The 19,269-nt window shown below is 63.9% G+C and carries 10 protein-coding genes; 4 read left to right on the top strand and 6 right to left on the bottom strand.

Annotation, left to right across the window (positions count from 1 at the left end):
• Nucleotides 1–12: 12 nt before the first annotated feature.
• The gene (locus tag AB7849_RS03630) at nucleotides 13–1,830 is read right to left on the bottom strand and encodes a serine hydrolase domain-containing protein (protein WP_369500593.1); all 1,818 of its coding nucleotides are present in this window, start codon (nucleotides 1,828–1,830) and stop codon (nucleotides 13–15) included.
• Between the two features lie 372 nt (nucleotides 1,831–2,202).
• The gene (locus tag AB7849_RS03625) at nucleotides 2,203–4,518 is read right to left on the bottom strand and encodes a TonB-dependent receptor (RefSeq protein WP_369500592.1); all 2,316 of its coding nucleotides are present in this window, start codon (nucleotides 4,516–4,518) and stop codon (nucleotides 2,203–2,205) included.
• A 271-nt stretch (nucleotides 4,519–4,789) separates the two neighbouring features.
• Here AB7849_RS03625 and AB7849_RS03620 point away from each other — a divergent pair, with 271 nt between their 5' ends.
• The 4 genes from AB7849_RS03620 to AB7849_RS03605 are packed head-to-tail and all read left to right on the top strand — an operon-like array spanning nucleotide 4,790 to nucleotide 10,459.
• Nucleotides 4,790–7,900, top strand: a complete 3,111-nt coding sequence (locus AB7849_RS03620; protein ID WP_439822699.1) for a response regulator — start codon at nucleotides 4,790–4,792, stop codon at nucleotides 7,898–7,900.
• Nucleotides 7,876–8,733 carry a CheR family methyltransferase gene (locus AB7849_RS03615; RefSeq protein WP_425438642.1) on the top strand — a complete coding sequence of 286 codons (858 nt, stop codon included), beginning with the start codon at nucleotides 7,876–7,878 and terminating at the stop codon, nucleotides 8,731–8,733. The genes AB7849_RS03620 and AB7849_RS03615 overlap by 25 nt, the downstream gene beginning before the upstream one ends.
• A complete protein-coding gene (locus tag AB7849_RS03610; protein ID WP_092701599.1) occupies nucleotides 8,730–9,314 on the top strand; it encodes a chemotaxis protein CheB in 585 nt (194 codons plus the stop codon). Before AB7849_RS03615 ends, AB7849_RS03610 begins: the two co-directional genes overlap by 4 nt.
• Nucleotides 9,311–10,459 (top strand): hybrid sensor histidine kinase/response regulator, encoded by a 1,149-nt coding sequence (locus AB7849_RS03605; RefSeq protein WP_092701596.1) that lies wholly within the window; start codon nucleotides 9,311–9,313, stop codon nucleotides 10,457–10,459. The genes AB7849_RS03610 and AB7849_RS03605 overlap by 4 nt, the downstream gene beginning before the upstream one ends.
• A gap of 130 nt (nucleotides 10,460–10,589) precedes the next feature.
• Here the strand turns inward: AB7849_RS03605 and AB7849_RS03600 are convergent, their stop codons facing one another.
• The 4 genes from AB7849_RS03600 to AB7849_RS03585 all read right to left on the bottom strand — a co-directional run bounded on the left by AB7849_RS03600 (nucleotide 10,590) and on the right by AB7849_RS03585 (nucleotide 19,252).
• Complete coding sequence (locus tag AB7849_RS03600) at nucleotides 10,590–12,470, bottom strand: glycoside hydrolase family 2 protein (protein ID WP_092701593.1); 1,881 nt, start codon at nucleotides 12,468–12,470, stop codon at nucleotides 10,590–10,592.
• A 149-nt stretch (nucleotides 12,471–12,619) separates the two neighbouring features.
• Nucleotides 12,620–13,882 carry a glycoside hydrolase family 27 protein gene (locus tag AB7849_RS03595; protein ID WP_245734854.1) on the bottom strand — a complete coding sequence of 421 codons (1,263 nt, stop codon included), beginning with the start codon at nucleotides 13,880–13,882 and terminating at the stop codon, nucleotides 12,620–12,622.
• Between the two features lie 13 nt (nucleotides 13,883–13,895).
• On the bottom strand, nucleotides 13,896–16,949 hold the full coding sequence (locus AB7849_RS03590) for a glycoside hydrolase family 35 protein (protein WP_369500591.1): 3,054 nt from the start codon (nucleotides 16,947–16,949) through the stop codon (nucleotides 13,896–13,898).
• A 92-nt stretch (nucleotides 16,950–17,041) separates the two neighbouring features.
• Nucleotides 17,042–19,252 (bottom strand): beta-glucosidase family protein, encoded by a 2,211-nt coding sequence (locus AB7849_RS03585; RefSeq protein ID WP_092701587.1) that lies wholly within the window; start codon nucleotides 19,250–19,252, stop codon nucleotides 17,042–17,044.
• Nucleotides 19,253–19,269: the final 17 nt, after the last annotated feature.

The following is a 19,269-nucleotide window of genomic DNA, read 5'->3' as shown; positions in this document are numbered from 1 at the left end:
CATCATTCCTTGTCAGAAGTGCGTGTTGAAGCTCACCAGTCCGAAGACCAGGATGAACCAGCCGAGATAGAGCGCAGCGAGCGCGAGCAGTGTCTCGCCTAGCCGCACACGCAGGCTGCGTGATCCCAGGCGCCAGCTGTTGATTGCATGCAACACGACAGCAAGTGCGCCGAGCAGCGCAACCACGCCGAAGACGTACAGCGCCGTCATCCATGGCGCAGCAGTGCCTTGCAGTAGCAGCGTCGGATGCGTGCCGATGGTTGCGGCCAGCACGAGCCAGCCTGTCAGATCGACGAACAGCGCCAGCGCGCCCAGCCGCGAGAACAGGCGGCTGCGACGCAGGGCCGGTAGCAGTTCCAGCGTGGCCCGGTAATGGTGACGCTGCCAACAGCCCAGGCCCCACGTCGCCAGTGTTGTCAGCAGGATTAGCAGGGACAGCCCCGCGAGCGGCATTGCGGTGCCCTTGCTACGTGCAGCGGAAACACGCTGGAACACCATGACGGGGGCGATGTAGGTAGTGGTCCAGTAACGGATGTGGCCGTCTGCGTCCGCGACGAAGCTCAGCCGATCCCTGCCGTTCATTTCGCGGTACTTCAGCGGTGCGACTTCGCGCCAGCGCAACGGTTCACCGGCGTCGTTGCTGAGCATGGGCGACACCGTCAAGGTGCCATCCGACGATGCGGCGACATGGAACTGCGAAAGCAGATTGAACAGACGCATTGCGCTGTCGTTGCGTCGTGACGTCTGGTACCAGCCGGCTACCTTGGTCGCGTCGGCGCTTGCGCTCAGCGGTGCCGGCGCCTGCACGGGCAACGGGGTCGGGAAGTAGCGATCAAGAAAGGCGTGGAAGATCGCCCGTCGCAGCGTCAGGGTGCCGCCGGCCGTGGGATTGCCGGCACTGTTGAATGAGAGGAACAGGCCCACGTCCTTATCCAGCAGCAGGTGCAGGTCGCTGTGGAACAACATGGTGTCGCCGGCGTGACCGATGATGCGCAGGCCGTTGCGGTTTTCCTGGTAGAAACCCAGGTCGAAGCCGGGCATGCCGGGCGCGGGTGCGTATTGCTGGCTGTGCATCAGCCTGACGGTGGCAGGTTGCAGGATTTGCGCGTCGCCGTAGCGACCATCCTGCAGCTGGGCGATCATGAATTTCGCCATGTCCGTCGCCGTCGTGCTCATCGCGCCGGCCGGCGGGGGATCGATCAGTTCGAACGGTTGTGGTTTGCCGTCGGAAGCGCGCAGATAACCCTTGGACATCAGCGGCGCCAGCGCCGGCGGCAGGGGTTGCGCGAAGGTTGAATGGCTCATTCCCAGTGGCTGCAGGATGTGCTGTTCGATGTACTGCGCGAAGGGTTCGCCAGAAGCCCGCTGCACGATGTAGCCGGCCAGTCCGCAGCCATAGTTGGAATAGGCCACGATCTTGCCGGGCGGAAAGATGCGTGTCGGCAGCCGATCCTTCAGGTAGCGCTGAAGGTTCAGGTCCTTGGGTGACGCCGGCATCAGGCCACGGGTAACGTCTTCGAAGCCTGCGGTATGCGTCATCAGCTCGCGCAAGGTGATCGGCTTGCCGTGCCAGGCCGGGATGTGGAAGTCGAGATAGTCATTGACGTCGCGATCCAGGCTCAACTTGCCTTGTTCCACCAGCTGCATCACCGCCGTCCAGGTGAACAGCTTGGAGGTGGAGCCGGGCCGGAACAGCGTGGCGTCCGGCGATACCGGCGTGCGGGTGGCCAGGTCGGCATAGCCGTAACCACGGGCGAACAGCACCTTGCCGTCCTTCACCACGACCACCACGCCACCGGCGATGTCGTCGCGACGAAGTGCGTACGGCATCAGGCCATCGAAGAAGGACCCGAGATCTTGCTGCGTCATTGCCGGAGCATCTGCCGCCGGCCTATTCGTGGACGCGTTGACAGCGGGCGAGGGTGGCAATGCAGTCGACTGTGCCATCGCCACACTCAGGCCGACGCTGGCGACCAAGGCGACCAGGCCTCTCAATGCTCGGTTCATGCGTGAATTCCCTTGGTGCCTGGCAGGAGCTTGCTCGTCATTTCGTTCAATGCCTCTCAGCTTTCCGTGGCAGGAGCGACTTGTAGGAGCGGCTTCAGCCACGATGCTTTTGGCATGGCGCCCGAAAAGCCTGAAAAGCATCGCGGCTGAAGCCGCTCCTACAGGGCTGTGCGTCCGGCTTCAGCAAGCGGCGACTCAGAAATCGACGCTGACCGTCACACCGACCGTGCGCGGCGTTTGCACCGTGGCATTGAACGGGCTGCCCACGGGGTTCAGCGTCTCCGGCCATACCGAGGTGATGCCGTGCCGGTTGGCCAGGTTCTTGGCGTAGACCTTGACGCTCCAGTCGCCGAGATTCACGCCCGCATACAGATCGATATTGTTGTAGGCAGGCAGGTAGACGCGCGGTGCGGGAATCTGGTTGAACTCCCCGGCGCGCCGGCCGACGTAGCTGAAGTTGCCGCCCACGAAGCCGGACCAACTGCCCATCGGGAAGTTGTAGTCGGCACCCAGGTTGGCACTCCACTTCGGCACGTACGGCAGGGGATTGCCCTTGAGGCCGTAAACACTGCCTGTCGGATTGTCCTTGGCGAGGCTGGCGTCCGTGTAGGAGGCGTTTGACCACAGAGTGAGGCCACGCAGCGGATGAAGCCGCCAGCTTGCCTCGAAGCCTTGGTTAATGGCCTTGCCGCCGTTGCTGAGGAAGCCGATGCCGCCGACGACGGACGTCAGCTGAACCTTGGACCAGTCGATGTAGAAGGCATCAACGTCGAGGCTCATGCGCCCGTCGAGCATCATCGTCTTCAGGCCCAGCTCGTAGTTGACCAGCTTGTCCGGCTCAAAGGTCAGTGGTGCACCCAATCCGGGCGAGACACCGACGTTGGCGCCGCCGGGGCGGAAGCCGGAGGCCACGCGCACATAAGCCATGACGTTGTCGGTGAACTTGTAGCTGGGATTGACGAGATAAGTGACCGGGTGATCGCTGCTGCGCGAAGTGAAGTCCGTGTCGCCGATGAGCAGACCCGTGCTGGTTTGCGAATACGTGGTGCGGTCGTTGCTGTAACGGGCGCCGACCAGCACGCTCAGCTTGGACGTGGGGTGCCAGGTCAGGTCGCCATAGCCGGCCCATTCCGTGAACAGTGCCGGTCCCACGGAGACATGAGCGATGGTCGGCAAGGCGATCGGCGTCCCGGTAGTGGCGTCGAAGGTCGCCATGTCCTGCTGGTCCACGGTGCGTTCGTGGGTGAAGAACAGGCCGGTGCGCCATTCCCAAGTCTGGTCTTCGGGCGACTGCAGGCGGAGTTCCTGCGTGACCTTGTTCAGCGCAATCGGCTGGACCTCCGCATAACCGCCGTTTGACAGGCCAAACATCGGGTTCAGCAGCGGGCCGTAAAGAGCAGTGTTGTCGACGTTTTCATTCAGTCGCAAGGTGCCGTAACTGCTGGTGGAAACCAGCTTGGCCCAGCCGAAGTCGGCCTTGACCGACAAGTCGTAGAGGCGGTACTTCACCTTGAACAGGCCGGTGCCGGCGGCGCGCGCCTGCTTGTTCCAGCCGTAGACCGGCTGCAGCGTGGCCGGATCGAGGTCGATGCCACCATTGGCCACGCCATTGCTGCTCAGGTTCTGCGCCAGCGCTGAGAAGCGTACCGAGACCTTGTCGTTAGGAGTCCACAGCACTTGCGCGCGCCCTCCGCGAACCTCGGCCTTGTTCACTTCCGATTGGCCGGTGCTGACGTTGTCGATGTAACCCGGATCGGTGCGGGCATACGCGTTGACGCGCAAACCGAGCGTGTCGGCCACCAGCGGGATGTTCACCATCGCATGCGAGCCAAAACCGCTGCCGCCGCCGGACACGCTGTTGACGTCGACATCGGCATGCGCGCTGGCCTGAGTCGTATCCGGGGGTGTCGTGACGAACTTGATCAGGCCGCCCAGCGTGTTTGATCCATAGAGCGTGCCTTGCGGTCCGTGCAGCACTTCGATGCGCTGCACGTCGCTGGGATCGATGTCCGGCGTCAGCATGCTGCCGGCCGCGTAAATGGTGCTGGAACCGTACGGTGTGTCGTCAATGTATGTGCCCACGGTTGCGTTGGGCTGGTGGCTTCCCGAGGTGATGCCGCGAAGGACCAGCTGGGTCCAACCCTCGCCCGAGGAGATGGCGTTCAGGCCGGGAACCTGGGCCACGTAGTCGGCAAAGCTGGTGGCGCTCTGGCGGGAAAGCTGATCCTGCGTCAGCACCGACACGGCCATGGGGACGTACTGCAACGGCTCGCTGCGCTTGTCGGCCGTCACGATGATGGTGCTGAGCCGCGTCACTTCCCTTTGGGTGGCCTGGGTTTTGGCGGTAGCAGGAATATGGCCACGCGCCTGCGTGTCGGTCTTGCCAGCCATCGGTGGAACCGTTTGTTCCTGACCGCTGTCCTTGGCCATTAGTCCCAGCGGACAGGCCATGGCCACGGCAACGGCCAGGCAGATGTAACGGCGTGCATACGGCGATAGATACATGTCCATGACGCTCCCCCACGAGAAACGGATAGCCCGTAGCTGCATTGGTAGCATGCTACCAGTTAAAAGGTCAATGATTGATTGATACCAATTTGCCATCGTGCAGATCGGGAATGTTCGGGGCGGAAGTGGGTTGCGCCTGGCGCGGACGTTTTTCCTTCCTGCGGGAGACGCCTCACATGCACGGTCCGTTTGAAGCCGGTGCTTCGATACCGTGAAGCACAGACTCATCATGGCCAGTCCGTTACGATGGGCGCTGGCCATCAGAAGCCCTGCCATGAACAAGCAATCTTTTCGCGACGTCGTCGTGCCCAGTGCCATTGGCGTTTTCATGTTGCTCACGCTGGGCATGGATATCGCCGTTCCGCTTGGCTACACGGTCTGGTGTCTTTATTTCATCGCGGTGGGGGCCACGCTGTTCCAGACGCGGCCCGGCATGCCCTTTTACGTGGCGATCGCGGCGACGGTGCTGCTCTATCTGGGGTTTGAGTTGTCCCCGCACGGGATCAACGACAAGATTTCCCTGGTCAGCCGCGGCATAGGCATGGTCTCGGCATGGGCGGTGGCCTTTGTGTCGTGGCAGGCGCTGCGGAACCGGCGCGATTCGGAGCGTCTGATCTGGCTGCAGCGCTGCCGCAATGCCTTGTCCGATGTGTTGCGGGGCGACCAGAGTCCGGAGTCGCTCGCGGTGAATGCGGTGTCCTCGTTGTGCCGCAGCCTGCAGGCGCAATGCGGAGCGTTGTATCTGCTGCAGGGGGACCATCTGGTGCTGGCGGGCGGACTTGCGTTGAGCGAGCGCCAGCCGCGCAAGCTGGATCGGCATTCCGGACTGCTTGGCGCGGCGCTGCAAGCTGGTGTGACGCGCCAGGTCGGGGCGTTGCCGGCCGATCATCTCCCGGTGGTCTCGTCGCTTGGACGCAGCGCGCCGGCGGAGCTGTTGTTGATGCCAATCACCGTCGATGGCATGGTCAGCGGCGTGATCGAGCTGGGCCGACTGGCGCCCCGGGATGTGTACGGCGCCGACCAGACGTTGCTGGAACAGACCGGCGAATTGATCGGCATCGCCCTGCAGACGGCCCTGTTCCGCAGGCGCCAGAACGAGCTGCTGGAGGAGACCCAGCAGCAGAGCGAAGAGCTGCAGACCCAGCAGGAAGAATTGCGGGTGGCCAACGAAGAGCTGGAAGAGCAGAGCCGCGCATTGCAGCACTCGCAGGCTTCGCTGGAGTCGCAGCAGGCCGAGCTCGAGCAGACCAACGTGCAGCTGGAGGAGCGCACGCAGGAACTGGAGCGGCAGAAGCAGTCGCTGGTCAAGGTGCAGTCGGACCTGGTCAGGAACGCGCAGTCGCTGGAAGCGACCAGCCGCTACAAGTCCGAATTCCTGGCCAACATGTCGCACGAGTTGCGCACGCCGCTCAACAGCTCGCTGATCCTGGCCAAGCTGCTGGCCGACAACAAGTCCGGCACGCTGACCGACGAGCAGGTCAAGTACGCGCAGGCCATCCATTCCTCCAACAACGACCTGCTGGCGCTGATCAACGACATCCTCGACCTGTCCAAGATCGAGGCCGGACACGTGGAGTTGAACATCGAGCCGGTCTCGCTCGGAACGATCTTCCAGCGCGTGCACGATACGTTCGAGCCGCTGATCAGCCAGAAGCGCCTGCGCTTCGTGCTGGGCAGTCCACCGGAACTGGCCGCGCCGATGCAGGGCGATACGCAGCGTATCCTGCAAATTCTCAAGAACCTGCTGGCGAACGCGATCAAGTTCACCAACGCGGGCGAGATCTCGCTGCGGGTGGAGTCGGCCGCGCGCGATCGCGTGCGCTTCATCGTCTGCGACAGCGGCATCGGCATTCCGCGCGACCAGCAGGCGGTGATCTTCGAGGCTTTCCGCCAGGCCGATGGCGGCACCAGCCGGCGCTTCGGTGGCACCGGCCTGGGTCTTTCCATTTCGCGTGAGCTGGCCCAGCGCATGGGCGGCGACATCAGTGTCGACAGCGAGCCGGGGCGGGGCAGTTGTTTCACCCTGGAATTGCCGCTGCACGGTACGGTGGCGACGCCTGCGCCGAAAGCGGTGTCGCCGCCACTCGTGCCCGTTCCCATGCCGGCGCCGGCGGAGCCTGCGGTCAGCCCGGCGGCCCCTCATGCCACCCCGGACACGGCACCGCCTTCGTCCGGGCAGGAGGTCGAGGACGACAGCGCGTCGCGGCAGCGCCCCGGCCGCCTGATTCTTGCGGTGGAGGACGACTCGACCTTTGCGCAAGCCCTGGTCGAGCTGGCGCACGAGCTGGATTTCGATTGCGTGGTGGCCTCCACGGCGGAGGATGCGCTGCGACTGGCACCGGAGCTTTCGCCCAGCGGCATCCTGCTGGACATCGGCCTGCCGGATGCCTCGGGCCTGAGCGTGCTCGAACGCCTCAAGCGCGACCCGGCGACCCGGCACATCCCCGTGCACGTCGTCTCGGCGCTGGACCGTACGCATACCGCGCTGGAACTCGGTGCGGTCGGTTTCGTGCTCAAGCCGGCCACCCGGGACCGCTTGGCGGAGGCCATCCAGCAGCTGGAAGACCGCCAGCAGCGCGAGGTGCGCAACCTGCTGATCATCGAGGACGACGCGCAGCTGCGCAGCAATCTCAAGTTGTTGCTGGCGCAGGATCATCTCAACATCGTGGCGGTAGGAACGGTCGCCGATGCACTGGAGCAACTGTCCGCGACGACGTTCGATTGCATGATCACCGACCTCGCGCTTCCGGACGGTACCGGTTACGACCTGCTCAAGCACATGGCAACGAACGAATCGCTGTCGTTCCCGCCGGTCATCGTCTACACCGGGCGCGCGCTCACGCGGGACGAGGAGCAGCGGCTGCGGCGCTACTCGAAGACCATCATCATCAAGGGTGCGCGCTCGCCCGAACGCCTGCTCGACGAGGTGACGCTGTTCCTGCACAGCGTCGAGGCGAGCCTGCCGGCGAGCCAGCAGCGCCTGCTGCGGCAGGCACGCCAGCGTGACGCGATGCTCGACGGCCGCACGATCCTGCTGGTAGAAGACGATGTCCGGAACATCTTCGCGCTGACCGCCGTGCTCGAACCACTGGGCGTCAACCTGGAAGTGGCGCGCAATGGCCGGGAGGCGCTGGAGCATCTCCAGCAACATGACGTCGACCTGGTATTGATGGACATCATGATGCCGGAAATGGACGGCTTGACGGCCATGCGCCGCATCCGCGAACAGCCACAGCTGGCGAGCCTGCCGATCATCGCGTTGACCGCCAAGGCGATGGCGGATGACCGGGAAGAATGCCTGGCCGCTGGCGCCAACGACTACATCGCCAAGCCGATCCAGATCGACAAGCTGGTGTCGTTGTGCCGGGTGTGGTGTCCCAAATAATGCGCGACCAGGAAGCCGAGCTGCGCGATCTGGAGATCCGCCTGCTGCTGGAGGCGGTCTATCTCCGCTATCACTACGATTTTCGCGATTACGCGACGGCATCGCTGCGTCGGCGCATGACCCAGGCGATGATGAAATTCGGCTGCGCGCGGATCAGCGATTTGCAGCATCGGCTGCTGCACGAGCCGGCGTTGTTCTCGCAGATGCTGCAGTATTTCACGGTGCAGGTGTCCGAGATGTTTCGCGACCCGGGCTACTTCCTGGCCTTGCGCCAGCATGTCATCCCGGTCTTGCGCACCTATCCGTCGATCAAGCTGTGGGTGGCCGGCTGCAGCAGCGGCGAGGAGGTCTGGTCGCTCGCCATCCTGCTGCACGAGGAGGGCTTGCTGGAGCGCTCGCTGATCTACGCCACCGACATCAACACCGAGGCCCTCAAGGCGGCCGCCGGCGGCCGCTTCGACGTGGCCAACGTGGCCGGCTACAGCAAGAATTACCAGGCGTCGGGAGGCAAGGCCTCGCTGGGCGATTACTACACCAGCGCCTACGACGGCGTGATCTTTGATCGCAGCCTGAAGAAGAACATCGTCTTCGCCGACCACAGCCTGTCCACCGACAGCGTGTTCTCGGAAGTGCAGCTGGTTTCGTGCCGCAACGTGCTGATCTATTTCAACCGCGCGCTGCAGGACCGCGCCGTGGGCCTGTTCCGCGACGCGCTGGTGCGCGGCGGATTCCTCGGCCTGGGCAACAAGGAATCGCTGCAGTTCGGTACGCATGCCGATGCTTTCGAGCCGGTGGTGCGCGAGCAGCGCATCTACCGGAAGATCGCGCCGTGAAGCCGTCGCTGGATTGGCAGCACGACATCGACGCCATCGTGGTGGGCGCGTCGGCGGGCGGGGTGACCGCGCTGCGCGAACTGCTGGGCGCATTGCCGGCGGATTTCCGGCCGCCGATGCTCATCGTGCTGCACCTGCCCAGGCATCGGCCGAGCACGATTGCCGAGGTTCTGGGTGCATACTGCGCATTGCCTGTGTACGAGGCGTGCGACAAGCAGCGGATCGAACGTGGCTCGGTCATGTTTGCTCCGCCGGATTACCACATGCTGGTGGAGGACGAAGCCAGCGTGGCGTTGTCACTCGACGAGCCGGTGCTGTTTTCGCGACCGGCGATCGATCCGTTGTTCAGCTCGGCTGCCGCTGTTTTCTCGAATCGCCTGCTGGCGATCTTGCTGACCGGGGCGAGTACGGATGGCAGCAACGGCCTTGCCGCGGTGCGCCGCGCGGGAGGCACTGCGTGGGTACAGGCGCCGGAAGACGCCACTGCATCGATGATGCCGGCGGCGGCGCTGGCTTATGCTGGGGCCGAAGCGGTCCTGACTCTTGAGGAAATCTGCCAGCGGATGCGCAATCGAGCATGAATACATTCCACTCCGAGAACAACGCACCGGCTGATGCAGCGCCGGTGAACATCCTGATCGTCGACGACATCGCGCAGAACCTGATCGCGATGGAGGCGCTGCTTCGCGCCGAAGGCCGCCACGTCCTGCTCGCCTCGTCGGGTGCGGAGGCGCTGGAGATGCTGCTCACGCATGACGTGGCGCTGGCCCTGCTCGACGTGCAGATGCCGGAGATGGACGGTTTCGCGCTGGCCGAACTGATGCGCGGATCGCAGAAGACGCGCGACGTGCCGATCATCTTCCTGACCGCTTCGCCCAACGATCCGCTGCGTTCCTTCAAGGGCTACGAATCCGGCGCCGTCGATTTTCTGCACAAGCCGATCGATCCGTACGTGATCGAAGGCAAGGTCAAGGTCTTCATCGAGCTCTATCGGCAACGGCAATTGCTGAGCGAAAAGAACCAGCAGTTGGAAAAGTCGCTCAAGCTCAACGAGACCATGATCGCGATCCTCTCGCACGACCTGCGCACGCCGTTGTCGGTGATCGTGCTGTGCGCGGACGTGCTCAAGTCGGCGTTGGGCGAGGGCGAATTTGCGCGCAACATCGCGCACATGCATACCAGTGCGCATCGCATGTCACGCATGATCGGGCAGCTGCTGGAATTTTCGCGCATCCGTTCCGAAGTGCTGCAGATCGAGGCATGCGAGGCGGATTTGTCCGAGGTCGCCGACGCGGTGCTCGACGAAGTGCGCATGGCCCATCCGGACCGCGAGTTTTCGCTATCCGTTGCGGGCGGGGTGAAAGGCCACTTCGACCGCGATCGCCTGGCCCAGGTTTTCTCCAACCTGATCGGCAACGCCCTGGAGCACGGCGACCCCACCCGTCCCATCGAAGTGATGCTCGATGGCACCGACCAGGGCCAGTTGGCGCTCAAGGTGAAGAACGCGGGCACCGTCCCGGAAGACCTGCTGCCGAACCTGTTCGATCCCTTCAGGTCGGGCAAGAACTCCAAGTCCGGCCTGGGCCTCGGCCTGTACATCGTCGATCAGTTCGTGCGGGCGCATCGTGGCCGCGTGGAAGTGGCCAACGTGGACGATGGCGTGGTGTTCAAGGCGCAATTCGCGCGGCACGTGCCCGGCGTCGCCGATTTGCCCAGTGAAGCTTAGCGCTGGGCGGAGGTTGAATCCGGTCCACCGCGTTCCTATCCAGCCGGACACGCTGTTCCCGCATGCGGAGTACCGTGCAAGCGGCAAAAGGATGGCTCGGCGAATGCCGGGCAAACCGCCGGAGTCGCCGTCAGTGCCTGCCGGGTGATACGCACTTTCCTGCACCGATCTTTTCCGCCGCCTTGAACACCGCCTGGTTGGCGGCGCGTACGCGTGCGAAGTCCATTTTTTCCACGCGTCGGTCGTAGGTCAGGAAGCCGTTGACTTCGTGTTCGACGTCGGTCAGTTGTGTATACACGGCTGCACCAAGACCGTCTTTTTCGACCAGCGGCAGCAGTTCCGCCTGGAGTTTCTCATAGCGGGTTGTCAGTGCTTCGGCATCGGGCTCCATGACGTACGAATCGTGCTTGCCGGGCCACATGTGGCCCGGCACCCGTTCGCCCAGGCCGCCATATTCGCCCAGCGCCGCGGCGCGGGTGGCGCTTGGGCGTGGCGGTGTGCCGGGACCGACATAGATATGACGGTCGTTGAAGTCGCCGTTGCCGGGGTCGCCCGGCGCCTTGCGATATCCGGGCGCGTTGTTGTAGCCGGTATTGCCATCGACCAGCCGTGTCGGATCGAGCTGCTTGGTCCAGGCCGTGATCCGGGCCACGTCGTAGGCGCCCCAGTTCTCGTTGAAGGGCACCCACGTGACGATGGCCGGCGAGTTGGCGTGTTGCTTGATGATGGACTGCCATTCACGCTCGAACTCGTCGCGGACCTGGTGGGGGTGGTCATCGGGGAGCCACATGGAGGGCATGTCCTGCCAGACCAGCAGGCCGAGTTTGTCTACCCAGTAATACCAGCGCTGCGGCTCGACCTTGGCATGCTTGCGGATCATGTTGAACCCCAGCCGCTTGACCGTCTCCAGATCGTGTTTGATGGCGGCATCGCTGGGCGCGGTATAGATCCCGTCGGGCCAGTAGCCCTGGTCCAGCGGACCCATCTGGAACACGAACTTGCCGTTGAGCATCGGTCGCAGCTGGCCGTTGACCATTCCGAGACAGATGCTGCGCATGCCGAAATAGCTTTGCACTTCGTCCAGCACGCGACCGTGCCCATCAAGCAGACGTACCGCGAGACCATAGAGATAGGGGTCGTGCGGTGACCATGCGTGTGGCTGAGCCACATGAATTTGTACGGGGCCCGATCCGTTTTGGGTCGACTTGTCGATAGTCTTCCCATCGGCAATCACGGACACCTGAACCTTGCTGGCCACACCCTGCACCAGCGGTTTTACGGTCACTGTCGACTGGTCCAGGTTCGGATGGATCACCAGGCGTTTGATATACGTCTCGGGCACGGGTTCGAGCCAGACGGTTTGCCAGATGCCCGAGGTGAAGGTGTAGTCGCCGTGGTCGATGGCGCCCTTGCCGCTGGAATGCCTGCCATCGTGGGTATCCCGTGCGCCGACGATCACTTCATTCGCTCCGGGATGCAGCCATCGGGTGATATCGATGGTGAAGGCTTCCCAATCACCCCGGTGCGTGCCGGCGCGGTGCCCGTTGATATAGATCACCGACTGGTAGGAAATGGCGCCGAAGTGCAGCAACACCCTGTGTCTGGCCCAGGTTTTCGGAATCGCGAACCGGCGCCGATACCACATGTTGATTGGTTGCTTTTCCATGATGCCGGAGAGGTACGATTCCGGCGGAAAAGGCACCCGGATCTGTCGAGGCCTGGCGGGAAACTGCGGTGGGGTGGCGCTGCGCAGGGATGGATCCGCTCGATGTGGGCCGCTCATGTAGTCCCAGCGACCATTCAAGTTGAGCCAGTTGCGCCGTGTCATTTGCGGTCTGGGATAATCGGGCAGAGGAATCCGACTGTTCATGGCTGCTGCGGTCCATGGTGTCGTCAGTGGTGCGACCAGCTGCTCCTTTGCCGCCATCGCCGTTGTCGGAGCCAGCGCAACGACCAGCCATAGTGCCGCGATCGCACATCGTTTCCTGTCGCGCCGCTGTCTGATTCCCATGGTTGCCTTCCTGTCGAATTGTTGGGTCCGCTACCGACGAGGGTGGGGCGGAAAACGGGGTTTTGCGCTATCGGGTCGTGTCATTGCCCGGTCGTGGAAGGACATCCATTTCGTCGATCTTCCCGGGAGATCACGCACAACGGATGGGACTAACTTTTTGCCGGGACGCCCAGCTCAAGCAGAATTACGCCATGGGCCGGTACCTGAAATACGCGGCGCGTGTCGATATCGCCCAGGTCGCGATGCCGCCACAGATCGCGTGCAGGCACCGCGCCATGCAGCCCCAGTGCCTCGAAGTCGAGCGTGGCGCCGAGCGGATGATCGAGCGTGTTGAACAATCCCACTGCCAGTGTGCCGTTGGCCAGCGGGCGCGCCCACAACTGGATCGGTCCGCGTTGCGCGACCCGACGCCCCTGCACACCGCGCGGATCCTGGTCGATGGCCAGCACTTCCGGGTTGGTCAGCACGGCGCGTGTGTCCGCATTCATTGCCGACAGATCGTTGCCGGCAATCAGTGGCGCGGCCAGCAGCGTCCACAGGCTCATGTGGGTACGTTCCATCGCCGGGTCGTCCATGCCCGGGTTGCCGATCTCCAGCATGTCCGGATCGTTCCAGTGGCCCGGGCCGGCGTAGCGCTGCAGCCCCAGTTGCGAGGTGGCGTTGAACAGCATGCTCTGGTAGTTGGACCGGATGTCGGCGCTGCTGCGCCACAGGTTGCCACCCACGGCGGCACCCCACGTCCAGATGCGACCCCAGCCGCCATTGCACAAGGCGTAAACGATGGGTCGGCCGGTGGCATCGAGTGCATGGTGCATGCGCAGGTAGGCCGCTTTCATCATGGCCACCTGTCGCGCCGGCGGCTTGCCTTCCAGTTGTCGGGTGAAGCTGCACATGTCGTACTTGAGGTAGTCCACGCCCCAGCTGGCGAACGTCCGTGCGTCTTGCGCCTCGTGACCCGCGCTGCCGGCGTAGCCGCCACAGGTGCGTTTGCCAGGCGAGGAGTAGATGCCGAACTCCAGCCCCTTGGCGTGTACATAGGCGGCCAGTGCCTTCATGTCCGGAAACTTGGCGTTGGGGTGTAGCACGCCGCGTGCGTCGCGCTCGCCCTGCCAGCCGTCGTCGATGATGACGTAGCGGTAGCCGGCTGCGGCCATGCCGCTGGATACCAGTGCGTCGGCCGCGTGGCGGATATCCGCCGCGGTGACGGCGGTGCCGAAGTGGTTCCAGCTGTTCCAGCCCATCGGCGGTGTACGCGCCGGCGTGGCGGTGTCCACGGCGAAGGACCTTGCCGCGGCGGACCATGCCAGCAGCATGATCGCCAGCAGCAGGCAGCACAGCGAGTACATTCCGTGCCGACGGGTGAGGGCGAGGCGTTTTCCGTCGGCCGACGCAAGCGTGGAGACATTCTTCATCGAGGGCTCTCGGTCAATGCTTCGGAGGATGGGCGGAGGTTTTTCCGGAAGCCGCTCCTGCCGGCGAGGCGAACAGCTCGCGGTAGCCAGGTGCGGGCACCAGGCGAACGTGCAACGCGCTGCGGTAGTTACCCAGCGTCACCAGCGATACCTTGCCCAGTCCGCCGCGAGTACCGGTATTCCAGTCAGCGATCGCAATCGTGTTCCGGCCATGTGGATTCAACAGCCCGGCAGGCAGGTTGAACACGCGCTGCGGACCGGTCGCATTGATGTAGCGGCCGACCTGCCAGCCGTTGATGAAGATCAGCGCACGATAGTGGCGCGAGGGATCGTCACTGATCTTCAGCCCGACCGGCACGTCCTGGCCGACCGGCACATCCAGCGTGAAGGTTATGCGGTACCAGTCGACGCCGGGCGTGCTGGTGGTCCTCGGCATGGTGGCCGCAGTCCAACCCTGGTCGGGATAGCCTGGCAGCGACCAGCCCATGCGCTCGCCGTACAGGCCGCCGTTGTTCATCGGGCCGCGTACCGGGTCTGCGGGCACTTCGCCGCCGCGATCGCCCTGGATCTTCCACTTTATCGTCGGCGACGCGCCCAGCAGAGTGGCGGATTCCAGTCCGCGCGGCTGCTTGAACAGGTCGTCGCCGCTGCCGTCCTGGTTGTGCCCCATGTTGCCGACCAGCACCGACAGCACGTTGTCCTTGCCGACTTTCAGGTCGGCGGGATCGAAGCCGAAGTAGCTGGCGCCGCTGGGGTAGTCGCCCAGGTAACGGCCATTGAGCCAGACCGTGAAGCGGCCATGGTTGCCCTGGTGGGTTCCCGGCGAGGCGGCGAGGATGACGCCTTGCTCGCGACCAGTGGCGGTGAAATGACCGCGATACCACACGTTACCGTGGTGGAACCCGTAGTCGTCGCTGTTGAGGATGGGCAGGTGGCCGTTCCAGTTCGGGTTGTTCGAACTTTTCCGGTTCGCAGCCGGCCAGTGCGAGTCGTCGAAGGAGGGTTGGATTTCCGGGGCACCCGGCTGGTATTTCCAGTCGGTCAGTTGCGGCAGGGTCACCGGCTGCGGTCCGTCGAGCTGCCCGAGCAGGCTGCCGGAAGGCGTCGTCTCGGCATGGACGGGATGGCCGTTCCAGGTGAACTCGTGGACGTCGGCGGGGGCGAATACTTCCACCGTGGTGGCCTTGTCGGTATCGCCGGTCAGTTCGATCGTGCGTGGCACTGCTGGAGCGGCGGCGAGCGATGCCGTACGCACGAGATAGGGGCCGCGCACCAGCACGGCGCCGCTTTGCGTGTCGAGTTTCCAGAAGCGTTCTGCCGTCTGGTCGTCGCCGATCAGCAGCAATAGCGAATGCTGGCCGGATTGGATCAGCACGCGCGTCAGGCCTTCGTGCGTGTAATTCAGCCTCAGCTGGCCGCGGGTGGCATCCCATGCGGTGACCACCTTGCCGGAAAGCACCTGGACCGACGGCTTCGCCCGATAGGTGAATACGGTTTCGCCATCCTCGCCACGGCGGCCGTAGATGACCGCGATATCGCGCTTGCCCTGGCTGAGGTTGGTCATCCAGTCGGAGGTGGAATACAGCAGATTCTGCCCTCCGAAGTGATAGTCGGCCAGCAGGATCTTGGAGTCACGGCCATCGATTCGCAGCGCGGTGCCCGCTTGTTGCGGGATCCGCGTGTAACGGTCCGGTGCTGCCGCGCTGCTGCGATCACCGCGGCCCAGGTCGAGCCAGAGGTGGGTGCTGTCGGCGGCGGTGGAGCGCGCGTCGGCGTGGCGCAGGATGTAGAACTGCGTGTCGTCGACCGGATTGATCCGCGCATCCAGGCGCAAGGCGGGATTGTCCGGCGACTTGGCCGCCATCCGGTCGGTCTGGGTCAACGGTTGCACCGCCCGGGTGAAATAGCCGAGCAGTTTCTGCTGGTCGTACTTGGCGGTCAGTCGTCGCGCCGCATCGATGGGTGCGGCGTAGTCGTAGGAGGTGTATACGCCGGGCGAGGCCAGCCAGCCCCAGTTGATGCCGCCGTAGGTCATGTAGAAATTCTGCATGGTCGAGCCGCTGGCCATCATGGCTTCGTAGTACACGCGCTCGAAGGCCGGGCCGGTGAGTTGGCGGCACTTTGCGTAACCCGGGCCGCCCCAGGGGTCGAACGAGCCGCCCTGGTATTCGGGAAAGAACAGCGGAGCATGGGTCAGCGCACGACGCTCGCGGGTGTAATCGTAAAGTTCACTCCACTGCTGCGGACGCGAGCAGTCGAAGCCCAGCGGGTAATCGTCGTAGCCCGGGATATCGATTGCACCGACGCCGTGCTCGAAGCTTCCATTGTGGTTGCCGACAAGCGGCACCGTGATGCCATCGGCACGGGCCTTTTGCTCGATGTCGCGCATGTAGCGGCGCCCGGCTGGAGAGTTGTCGTAGAACTCGTTCTCGACCTGGTAGAGGATCACCGAACCGGTTCCGTTGGTGAGCTGGTGGCGGGCCAGGATGCGGTCGATGCGGGTGAGCCATTCCTTGTAGGCGGCGGTGTAATCCGGCGCCGGCGAGCGTGCCCGGCCCTTGACCGCGATCAACCAATCGGGGAAACCGCCGGCGTCGGTTTCCGCATTGATGTATGGGCCCGGCCGCGCGATGACGTAGAGGCCGGCCTTCTGGGCGTCGTCGAGTACGCGATCGACATCGCGGATGCCCGAGAAGTCGTAGCGCCCTTTGCGGGGCGAGTGGTAGGCCCAGTTGAAATAGATTTCCACGGTGTTGTAGCCGGCGGCCTTCATCTTCTGGAAGACATCTGTCCACAGGCTTGGGCTGGGCAATCGCCAGTAGTGGAACGAGCCCGACCATACATAGATGCGCCGACCGTCGATCTTCAGCGAGTAGCGGTCGTAGCTGATGGTGTGCCGTCGGGCCGGTTCATGGTCCTGTGCAGCCGCTGATGATGAAGCCCCCGCCAAGGCACTTGCCGACAAGCTTGCCAGCAACATGCAGACACCCCAGTGGCGCAGGCCAAGGCGACGCTTGCGTGAGGCGGGATCGACCCGGGGTGGTGTCGTCGACGTGGGTATCTGCATGTGTGTATCCGTGAATGGCCTGGACTTTTCGCGAAGCTGTAGCCGCGGCTCGTCCGTCGCAGTCGCATGGCGCGGCCAGGCGGTCGGCGTGATCAATGAGCCTGGACGAAACTTGCCCTAAGCGGCGTGTCCGCGGAGGACGGCCCTGCAAGAATCGTGTAGGTTCCTGGCAGGCGAAGCATGGTGTCCTTCGCCGTGTCGTAGACGGACAGGCACAGCGAATTCAACGGAACCGTGATGCGCTTTGATTCGCCCGGCGCGAGCTCGACCCGGTCGAAGCCGACAAGGCGCTTGTAAGTCTCTCCGGAGGCCTTCGGCAGTACCGCATAGACCTGGGCGATTTCGGCCCCGGCGCGCTGGCCGGTGTTCCTGACGGTAAGCGTGGCCGTGTGGCCATCACGGTCTACCGTCAGCCCCGAATACGCGTAGCTGGTGTAGGAGAGGCCGAAGCCGAACGGGAACAGCGGCTTGAGATGCTTCATCTCGAACCATTTGTAGCCGACCGCGGCCCCTGCCTTGTTGTAGTCCACGTCGAAAAAGACCGGCGTCTTCGACGCGGTTGTTGCGGTGATTCCGGCGATCTCGGGATGAGGCAGCTGGTTGTCGTTGCGGGGGAAGCTGACCGGCAGCTTGGCAGAGAAGTCGACATTGCCGAAGAGCAGGTCGGCAAGCGCCTGCGCACCACCGATCCCGGGATACCAGGCTTCGACGATTCCCTGCACCTTGTCGATCCAAGGCATGGCGACCGGGCCGCCGGTTTCGAGCACGACGAGGGTATGCGGATTGGCGGCGGCTACGGCGGCTACCAGCGCATCCTGGTCATGGGGCAGCGCGAGCGTGGGGCGGTCCATGCCTTCCTGCATGGGCTGGTTGACGAAAACGATGGCGACCTGGGCCGTTCGCGCCAGCGCGGCAGCGGCGGCCGGGTCAGTGCCCGGGTTGAAGTCGATTTTGGCAGCGGGTGCGTGTTCGCGGATGTATTTCAGGGGCGACGATGGGAAATAAATGCTCTCCCCTGCGTGGGCGCCGGGACCAATGGCGTTGCCGCCGGGCGCGTTCACCTGGGCCGAGCCGCCGCCCGAGGGCACGCCGACGTCGGCATGCGAGCCGATCAGGGCGATCGAGCGGATGGACGAAGCCTGCAAGGGCAGCAGGTGTGCCTCGTTTTTCAGAAGCACCATGCTTTCTTCGGCAAGCTGCTGGGCATCATCGCGGCCGCGGAAAGGGTTGATCACCGTGCGTGGCGTCGGCGGGTCATCGATGACGCCGGCGGCGAACATGCTGCGCAGGATGCGATGGTCCATGTCGTCGAGCCGCGACATGGGTACCTTGCCGGCGAGCACGGCCTGCTTCAGCGGTTCGCCAAAGTACTTGTCACTGGGCATCTCCTGGTCGAGGCCGGCGAGCGCCGCCTTGACGGTGGAGTGCGTACCGCCCCAGTCGGACAACACCCAGCCCTTGAAGCCGAAATCCTTCTTCAGCACGTCGGTAAGCAGCCAGTGGTTCTCGCAGGCGTAGACCGTGTTGACACGGTTGTACGAGCACATCACGCCAGACGGGTGCGCGATGCCAATGGCGATCTGGAAGGCGAGCAGGTCGCTTTCGCGCGCTGCGCGCTTGTTGATGTCGGCACTGTAGATCGTGCGTCCGGTTTCCTGATCGTTGAAGGCGTAGTGCTTGACGTCACCCATCAGGTGCTGGGCCTGTACGCCCTTCATCAGGTTGCCGGTCATGGTGCCGGCCAGCAACGGATCCTCGCCGGCGTATTCGAAATTGCGTCCGTTGCGCGGCTCGCGGGTGATATCGACACCGCCGCCGATGGACATGTTGAAACCCATTGCGCGCAGTTCGCGGCCAATCACGGAGCCGTACAGGAAAGCAGCTTGCGGATTCCAGCTCGAAGCGGCCCCCAGGGTCGAGGGCAACAGGGTTGCGTAGCGCCCCTGGAAGGTCGACACACGGACGCCCACGGCAGAGTCCGCCATGTTGATGCCGGGAATGCCAAGGCGATCAATGCCCGGTACAAAGCCGGCGCCGTAGTTCGAATGCGCGGGGACGTCCTGGCCGTCTCGGTGCACGATCCAGTGAGTGCCGTGGACCAGTTGGATCTTCTCGTCCAGGGTCATCTGCGCGATAACCAGATCGGCACGCCTGTCCGGCGAGAGTGCCTTGTTCATCCATGGCATCTTCGACACGTCCGGATGCATCGATGCCGGTGCCGCCATACTGGCGAAAGCCGCGAAAATCGACATGGCGATGGCCGATGGTGCGAGGATCCTGCGGAACAATGCTGTTGCGGACATGCGGACTCCTTGAGGCG

The organism is Rhodanobacter sp. FW021-MT20, assembly GCF_041107475.1.
Classification (GTDB): Bacteria; Pseudomonadota; Gammaproteobacteria; order Xanthomonadales; family Rhodanobacteraceae; genus Rhodanobacter_A; species Rhodanobacter_A glycinis.
This window is presented reverse-complemented; position numbering and strand designations above follow the sequence as displayed.